The sequence below is a fragment of the Streptococcus sp. 27098_8_91 genome (assembly GCF_041432385.1).
In the GTDB taxonomy this organism is placed as follows: Bacteria; Bacillota; Bacilli; order Lactobacillales; family Streptococcaceae; genus Streptococcus.
The window spans coordinates 22,862-31,295 of sequence record NZ_JAPVZN010000013.1; the positions used below are offsets into that span (position 1 = coordinate 22,862).

Here is an 8,434-nt window from a genome sequence, read left to right on the forward strand (position 1 = left end):
GCTCCTAAGCTATTTATTTTTGGGCAAGCCCTTATGAGGAAATCGCTTACATTTCTTGAAAATAAAATAAGGCTCAAACTAGCAAAAATTTTACCTAGAGTTTCTGCAGTATAATAAATATACTATATTATCCTGAAAAATGCAAGGGCTTCCAAAGTTTTAACTGGATTTTTACTAAATACTTTTGCCACTATTTACCACTAAAAAATCCTAAATTGGCAAGGCCAACTTAGGATTGTTTTGTTTTGAAGTGATAGTAAGCTCCAAGCATACCCGCAGTATTTTGATGACGCGCAAACTCTAATCTTGTTTTTTCCGCTAAACTTGGAACAAGCGCATCTTTCAGAGCTGTACGAATTTTCGGTTTCAAAATCGCTTCCTGCCCCATAATACCACCACCTAGTATAACAACCTCTGGATTGGCAACATAACAGATGTTAGCAAGACCTTTCCCAAGATAGTCTACCATACGGTCAATTCCCTCCATACAGAGTTTATTACCTTCAGTAGCTTCCTTGAAGATTCTGCGACCATTCCAATGGGCTACTTCTTCATCATGAGCCTTAGCTACATACTCAACCAAGGCAGTTGTAGAAGCTAAATCTTGGAAAGCCCCATCTTGCATATGCATATAGCCAACTTCACAGGCAGAATTACTAAATCCATGGAAAATCTGGCCGTCAATGATTAAGCAACCGCCGATACCTGTTCCGATGGTCAAACATAGCGTTATTCCTGCACCTTTTCCAGATCCAGAAACAGCTTCTGCTAGCCCTGCACAGTTGACATCATTTTCAATTTCACAAGGAACTTGGAAACTTTCTTCAATTTCTTTCTTAAATTGAGTCCCTGCATAGTTCGGGATCTGTGGACCAGCATAGAAAATCTCACCCTTATCAGGATCAACCATTCCCGCTGAGGAAATAGCCACACCTGCCACCGGTCCTTTTTCTAGATAGCTAGCGACAATATCTTTTGTTTTCTGTAAGATATGTGGACCGCCCTTATGAGCCTCAGTTGCTACTTCGTGAGACTCTACAAGTTGTCCATCTTGGTCAATCAAACCATATTTGATATTAGTTCCACCAATATCAATTGCAACGTAATTAGTCATAAAGCCTCCTATTGATTAGAGGAAACGCTCCTTAGTTTCACGAATCAATTGAGCAGCTGCTTCTACAACTGGACGATCTTCTTCGGTCACTGGTGTAAGTGGAGAACGAACTGATCCGATATTAAGTCCTTCATTGATTTTCAAGACTTCCTTGATAACGCCGTACATGTTTCCATGTGCAGCAGTCAATTTACCAATGATAGCATTGATTGCATATTGCAATTCACGCGCTGTTTCTAGGTCTTTGTCTGCAATCAATTGGTTGAGTTTCAAGAAGAGTTCTGGCATAGCACCATAAGTACCACCGATACCAGCTTTTGCTCCCATGAGACGTCCACCTAGGAACTGCTCATCTGGACCATTAAAGACGATATGATCATCACCACCAAGACTAACAAAAGTTTGGATATCTTGAACTGGCATTGAAGAATTTTTAACACCAATGACACGTGGGTTTTTCAACATTTCTGTGTAAAGGCTTGGAGTCAAGGCAACACCAGCCAATTGAGGAATGTTGTAAATAACATAGTCTGTGTTTGGCGCAGCAGCACTAATGTCGTTCCAGTATTTTGCTACTGAGTACTCAGGCAAACGGAAGTAAATTGGTGGGATTGTTGCGATAGCATCTACTCCCAAACTTTCTGCATGACGAGCCAGTTCAATACTATCTTTGGTATTGTTACAAGCTACGTGAGCAATGATGGTCAATTTACCTTTTGCAACTGCCATGACTTCTTCCAAGATCAATTTGCGGTCTTCTACGCTTTGATAGATACATTCACCTGAAGAACCATTGACATAAAGCCCTTGAACACCTTTATCAATAAAGTATTGTACTAAGGCACGAGTACGTTCTGGGCTAACTTCACCCGCATCATCATAACATGCGTAGAAGGCAGGAATGACACCTTCATATTTTTTTAAATCTGACATAGATTTCTCCTAAGATTTTTTTATTTTCTGCTCTGGGCAGATTACTTCTTTACTGTTTTAGTATACACCTTGTGAAAATCGCTTTCAATACATCCAAGCCACTTAGATTTTAATTTCTATTCATCTCCCATAGTTTTTCATGTTTGAAAGTAGTTTCATATCGTTTTCAATCTGCTTGATATTTAGCAAACAATTTTTCCATTAATCCAGCTTGGCAAAAAGCAAGAAGACCAAATCCAAATAGTAGAAAGGCAGAGCCACCCAGTACAAGAGTAAAGCCCGATACATAAAGAACCATTACGATTAAGAAGAGAATTGCAAGCATCAAGAAGAACCAAGGGAAGTTGAAACTCACTAAGAGCAAGCCCTTTTGAAGCACTTCTTTCCAAGTCAATTCGTAACGCGCTGCGATAGGATAACTTGCTAACATGACTAATGTCAAGAAAATTAAGATCCCTAGACAGATGGCTTTCAGCACCTGAAAAGCTAGACCTGCTTGTCCCCAAAACAGATACAAGTCGAGAAGACTAATCAAAACAATTCCCAATTCCAACAAACCTAGTTGAAGCCCCAATCTCAAGTTTTGCTTGAAGGCTCTAATATAGATTTTAAAGACGGGTACTCTTCGGCTTTTCTTGATTTCGAACATAGTCTGATAGAGACTAATCTTAGCTACTCCGATGGTCACAATAGGCAAACAAGACACAACAAAGAGTAGGTTAACCGTCACGATATCTAAAACTTTCTCGCAAAAACGCATCAGAAAGTTATCCGTATCGAATGCCGCTTTTATCAATCCAGATCCTTTATGTGCCATTGTTTCTCCTCCTAACTGACTAATCGATTAAAATTTTAAATAAATATTTGCGAACCTTGTCTTCCATGCCAGCATAACCATTTGGCTGATGAGGTTCCCCTGGAAAGAAAATCGCAAAGTTGTGATAACCCAATAAAAGTGGGTATTGTTCGTGACAGTGGACGAAGCCGATATCACTTGCCTCGTCAAAAGCTACTGCCTCATCTTTGATACGAGAACCGTAGCTAGAATACTCATGTCCTTCAACCAACAAATGTAAATCCGCATAGTTTTTATGATGCTCAAAGCGATCATTTTCTTCTTGGTTAAGGACATTTTCTTGTACAACTAGAAAGACCTTATCTCCGTCAATCTCATATTTCCCAAGTTCAAAAGACTCTTTTCGATGCTCGTAGAGATAATCAATGGCCTTATCTAGATTTGGATGAATTCCTTTATAAAAGGTGATATTTTTTAAATCATCAAAAATCATAGTAATTCCTTTACTTGATTGTTAGCTTCAGACAAGAAATGTCTGGCTAGTAAGTTTATAAGTGTCTAACAAAACTTCACGAAGTAACCAACTCCTCTCCATTTTGTAGACACTTATATAGCCTGTATTCTCTTAGTCTATCAACTATACTTCTGCATACTGATAAACAGATTGTACTATATTTGATTTTCGCAGAGTCCTATCCTTTAACAGCTCCCATAGTAATACCTTGAGTGAAGGATTTTTGGAAGACAAGGAAGACTGTTACGATTGGCACAGCTGCAAGGGCAGCACCTGCCATGATTAATCCATAGTTAGTTGCCATCTCGGCCTGCATAGTTGCAACCCCGAGTGAGATGGTCAAATTGTTGCGTGAAGTCAACATTACCAACTGCATGAAGTAGTCATTCCAAGTATTGATGAAGGTAAAGATTGCAAGGGCTGCAAATCCAGGCTTCACGATAGGGAAGGCTACGCTCCAGAAAGTACGAATCTCACCACATCCATCGATTTTAGCAGATTCGAGCAATTCTGTTGGAATGTTTTCACTGAACTGTTTCATAAGGAAGACCCCGAATGGCCATCCGATTAAAGGCAAGATAACTGCCCAAAGAGTGTCATGGATTCCCATAAAGTTGACGATACGTACCAATGGTACAAGGACAACTTGTTTTGGAAGAGCCATGGCAGCGATGAAGATTGCAAAGAGAATGCGTTGTCCATAGAAACGTTTCTTAGCCAATACATAACCTGCTAGTGAAGAGGTTGCACAAACCAAGAACATCGTTACTAAAGAAATGAAGACTGAGTTCCACATCCATTGCAAGGCTGGGTTTTGCACCATCAATTGTTGGAAGTTCTCCATAGTTGGAGCTTTAGGGAACCATTGTGGTGGAATCATAATGGTATCCGGTTGTGATTTGAATGCACCCGTCAAGATCCAGTAGAATGGAAAGATGAAGAGTACAGTCAACAAGAGCAAAATGATAGTTGAAATAACAGTGAAGGCTGTTAAAGGTTTCTTTTGTGTAGATTGCATAGCTGTCTCCTTTCTCTTAGTATTCTACGTCGTTTCCAAGCACTTTGAATTGAACAAAGCTTACGATAGCAATCATGATTGCCAAGAAGACACCGATGGTATTAGCATAACCGTATTCTGTCAATTGGAAGGCTTTTTCGTAAAGGTAGTACATAAGTGTACTTGTTGAGTAGTTTGGTCCACCAGATGTCAAAAGCTGAATGAGGGCGAAACACTGGAATGAGTTGATAGTTGTGATGATTGCGATATAAAGAGTTGTCGGAAGAAGGCTTGGCCATTTAATCTTCCAGAATACTTGGAACTCAGTCGCACCATCAACACGAGCTGCTTCTACAAGTGAGTTATCAATATTCCCCATTGCAGCGATGTAAAGAATGATTGGTTGACCAACTGATGTTGTCAAAAGGATAATCATAATCGCCATCAAAGCCCAGTTTTTATCTCCTAACCAAGAAATGTTTTGGCTGATGATGTGGCTTGACTTAAGCACGAAGTTCAAAATACCTGATAGTGGATCGTAAATCCATTTCCAAACAACCGTAACGGCAACACTCCCAGTAACTACAGGTAGGAAGAATACGAAACGGTAGAAAGATCTAGCAACCGCATTTTGTTGATATGTTTGAGATGCCACAAAGAGTGAGAAAAGTACAACGACTGGTACAGATCCGATAACAAGGATTACCGTATTGATTAAAGATTTTGTAAAGACAGGGTCTTTAAACATGCGGATGTAGTTGTCCAATCCCACAAACTCAAAGCTAGTCATCGAGTAGTTAAAGAAACTAGTGATGAAGCCCATGATCATTGGAGCTAAAACGAAGACGGTAAAGAAGATTAATACTGGTGCTAGGAATGCGTAGGAAATAATAGTTTCCCGCATGCGAATTTTATTGATTTTCACAGTCGGCACCTCACTTTCACATAGTTTTGTTTTTTTGACTGTTATCTGACCCTGATCTAAAATCAAAATGAAATTTTTCTAAGATTCGTCAATGTAAAAACTTCATTTTAATTTTGACCTGTCAGTTGCTTCTATTTCAAACAAAAGTCCCCCTTTTCATACACAGATATGCTCAGGGAAAAGGGGGGAACTCAGTTTTTATTTAGGGCTTATTATTTAGCTGCTTTTTTGATTGTTTCATTCGCTTTTTCAGTGAATGCTTTCAATGCTGCAGCAGGTTGTTCGTCACCATTTGATACAGCTTGCAACATTGGGAACCAAAGTGTTCTCATTTCAGCAAATCCGTCGATTGTGTTGTAATATGGTGAGTAGTATTGAGTCCAACCACTGATTGTTTCCATACGTTTGTCATCGTAAAGTTTTCCAAATGAAGTACGAACTGGGAATGCTCCTGTACGAACTACGTCTTTAGGACCCCACTCTTTATCATCAGCGATGAATTGGATGAATTTCTTAGCTGCAGCAACTTTCTTTTCATCTTTGTTGTTAAATACTGCAAATCCGTTTACAAGGTATTCAAGAGCTGGTTTGCCTGAGTCAGATGGGAATGGTACTTCTACCACTTCAACTTTACTTGCTTCCAACAATTTAGCTTGGATACCGTTTTGAGCTGGAGCCCAAAGGATAGTGTAAGAAGTTTGACCGTTGGCAAAGTTTTGGATGTCTGCTCCACCGTCAAATTGTGAACCGTTGTTCAACAAACCGTCTTTGATCCAGCTAGCTGCTTTTTCAAGACCTTTAACGAATTTAGGATCGTCAGTTGTATATTTAGTTACTTCTTTATCAGTTACAGAACCGCCGTAAAGGTTAGAGATGAAGGCACGTGTTCCTTGGTCTCCCCCTTGACCAGAACTGAACAATGAACCTGGAGTATATCCTTTATCTTTAAGCGCTTTCAAGACTTTTTCAAAGTCGTCTGTTGTCCAACCTTCTTTAACAAGGTTAGCTACACCAGCATCTTCCAACATTTTCTTGTTCATAGCCATGTAGAATGGTGCAGAACTGATTGGATACATGTAAGCTTTGTCACCAGCTTTACTTGCTTGTACGATGTTCTCATTGTTAACATCTTTCACAAATTCATCTGTAAAGAGGTCATTCAACTCAGCCAATTTCCCATTTTTACCGTAATTGATGATACGGCCTGGTGCGTCAAAAAGTACGTCTGGAGCTGTTCCAGCTTCGATTGCTGTCGTGATTTTTTCTGGTCCAGACTTGAAGTCGATTGTTTCTAGTTTAACTTTGATATCTGGATTTGCTTTTTCGAATGCTTCGATGATAGATTTTTCATAAGTTCCTACACCGTCACCAGATTTTTCTTGAGTGAAGACTGGGAAAGCCCACCAAGTGATTTCTGTTGTTGCTGCATCGCCTGATTTGGCTGCATCTTTGTTAGCGTCTGATTTGCCACAAGCAGCAAGTGATAGAACCGCAGCACCCGCAAGTACCGTACAAGCTAATTTTCTAAATTTCATTTGTATTCTCCTAAATGATGTTAAGCGTATCCGAATTGGATAAAGAGCAATATCGACTTTGTATACGTTTTCATTTCTTCCTACTAATCAACCACTCTCCTCGTTTTTTATATTGTGTTATTTAAGACCTGCAACAAAGCGTTCCGTAATCTCTTTTGGTCTAGTAATAGCGCCACCTACAACGATGCCTCGAACCCCATAACCTAGGATTTGCTTAGCTTGTTCTGGTGTGTGAATTTTCCCTTCTGCAATGACATCCACGCCGGCATCACAGAGTTTCTTGATCAATTCGAAATCAGGACCATCCACTTTTGGACTGTAAGATGTATACCCCGATAAGGTTGTTCCGACAAAGTCAATTCCTGCCTCTACTGCTGCTAGTCCTTCCTCAAAGGTACTTGTGTCAGCCATCAAGAGTTGATTTGGATATTTTTCTTTGATCTGACGGATAAATTCTTGGATCTCCAAGCCATCATGACGTTCACGCTTGGTACAGTCAAGAGCAATGACTTCGATGTCAAGAGCCGCTAGTTCATCCACTTCCTTCATTGTAGCAGTAATGAATGGTTCTTGCGGTGGATAGTCCCGCTTGATAATCCCGATAATCGGAAGTTTAGTGACCTCTTTAATTTCCTTGATATCTCGAACACTGTTTGCTCGGATACCGACTGCACCACCTTGTTCAGCTGCTTTCACCAACAAGGGGATAACTCCTCCCGCTTCTGTGTAGAGCGGTTCATGAGGAAGTGCCTGACAAGAAACGATGATTCCATCTTTGATTTGTTCAATCAAGGCTTCTTTACTAATTTGTGGCATCTACTTTCCTCCTTTTCTTTTCCTTTGTGTTTATGTGACTATTATAGCTTATTATTAAAGCGCTTTCAACAACTTGTGCTAGAATAGATTGGAGTTTCAAAACAATTTTATGCAACAGTTTCTTCTGAAAGTAGTTTCAGGGATCTAACATCTATCCCAACACCTCTTAAATCTTAAAACCAGCCCTTTTTTAAAGAAAAAGGCCGTAACTAATTTTCGTTACGACCCTTTCTAACTAATACTCTTCGAAAATCAAATTCAAACCACGTCAGCGTCCCCTTGCCGTACTCAAGTACAACCTGCGGCTAGCTTCCTAGTTTGCTCTTTGATTTTCATTGAGTATAAGATTTAGTTTCACTAAGGAAACCTTCAATTTTAACGATTTGACTAATCTTCTTTTCTCTTCCCCAAAGCAAACATACCAAGGAGCATCCCAACAAGTCCTACAAAAGCAAGGACAGTGGCATCTTCACTTCCTGTCTTAGGAAGAACATCTTGACGAACTGCAGGTGCTTGATAAGTCTTATCTTGTGCCGTAGCCTGAGATACAATAGACTGCTGACCTGTGAACTCTGGGACTTCCTGGACTGCAGATTCTGCAGCATTGACTCCACCTACAAATTCTGGAAATTCTGCTTTTGCTGCTTCTACTGCATTCACACCACCTGTAAATTCTGGTACTTCATACACAGCTGCTTCACTACCATTGACTCCACCTGTAAATTCTAGAGATTCTGCTTTTGCTGCTTCTACTGCATTCACACCACCTGTGAATTCTGGGACTTCATGCACAGCTGCTTCACT

The 8,434-nt window shown here is 40.0% G+C and carries 9 protein-coding genes; all 9 read right to left on the minus strand.

The annotated features are described in order from the left end of the window. Positions 1 to 229: 229 nt before the first annotated feature. Positions 230 to 1,114 carry an ROK family protein gene (locus tag O3611_RS09220; protein ID WP_075228292.1) on the minus strand — a complete coding sequence of 295 codons (885 nt, stop codon included), beginning with the start codon at positions 1,112 to 1,114 and terminating at the stop codon, positions 230 to 232. A gap of 15 nt (positions 1,115 to 1,129) precedes the next feature. Next, on the minus strand, positions 1,130 to 2,047 hold the full coding sequence (locus O3611_RS09225) for a dihydrodipicolinate synthase family protein (protein ID WP_016466210.1): 918 nt from the start codon (positions 2,045 to 2,047) through the stop codon (positions 1,130 to 1,132). Between the two features lie 166 nt (positions 2,048 to 2,213). Next, the gene (locus O3611_RS09230) at positions 2,214 to 2,864 is read right to left on the minus strand and encodes a YesL family protein (protein WP_371608448.1); all 651 of its coding nucleotides are present in this window, start codon (positions 2,862 to 2,864) and stop codon (positions 2,214 to 2,216) included. Between the two features lie 19 nt (positions 2,865 to 2,883). Continuing rightward, on the minus strand, positions 2,884 to 3,336 hold the full coding sequence (locus O3611_RS09235) for a YhcH/YjgK/YiaL family protein (RefSeq protein ID WP_371608449.1): 453 nt from the start codon (positions 3,334 to 3,336) through the stop codon (positions 2,884 to 2,886). A 199-nt stretch (positions 3,337 to 3,535) separates the two neighbouring features. Continuing rightward, positions 3,536 to 4,375 carry a carbohydrate ABC transporter permease gene (locus O3611_RS09240; RefSeq protein WP_075229735.1) on the minus strand — a complete coding sequence of 280 codons (840 nt, stop codon included), beginning with the start codon at positions 4,373 to 4,375 and terminating at the stop codon, positions 3,536 to 3,538. A gap of 16 nt (positions 4,376 to 4,391) precedes the next feature. Beyond that, positions 4,392 to 5,258 carry a carbohydrate ABC transporter permease gene (locus O3611_RS09245; RefSeq protein ID WP_371608454.1) on the minus strand — a complete coding sequence of 289 codons (867 nt, stop codon included), beginning with the start codon at positions 5,256 to 5,258 and terminating at the stop codon, positions 4,392 to 4,394. Positions 5,259 to 5,491: 233 nt separating this feature from the next. Beyond that, positions 5,492 to 6,814, minus strand: a complete 1,323-nt coding sequence (locus O3611_RS09250; RefSeq protein WP_371608450.1) for an ABC transporter substrate-binding protein — start codon at positions 6,812 to 6,814, stop codon at positions 5,492 to 5,494. Between the two features lie 117 nt (positions 6,815 to 6,931). After that, positions 6,932 to 7,630 carry an N-acetylmannosamine-6-phosphate 2-epimerase gene (locus tag O3611_RS09255; protein ID WP_371608451.1) on the minus strand — a complete coding sequence of 233 codons (699 nt, stop codon included), beginning with the start codon at positions 7,628 to 7,630 and terminating at the stop codon, positions 6,932 to 6,934. A 387-nt stretch (positions 7,631 to 8,017) separates the two neighbouring features. Further along, the coding region (locus O3611_RS09260; RefSeq protein WP_371608452.1) for an SIALI-17 repeat-containing surface protein at positions 8,018 to 8,434 on the minus strand (417 nt) is incomplete at its 5' end.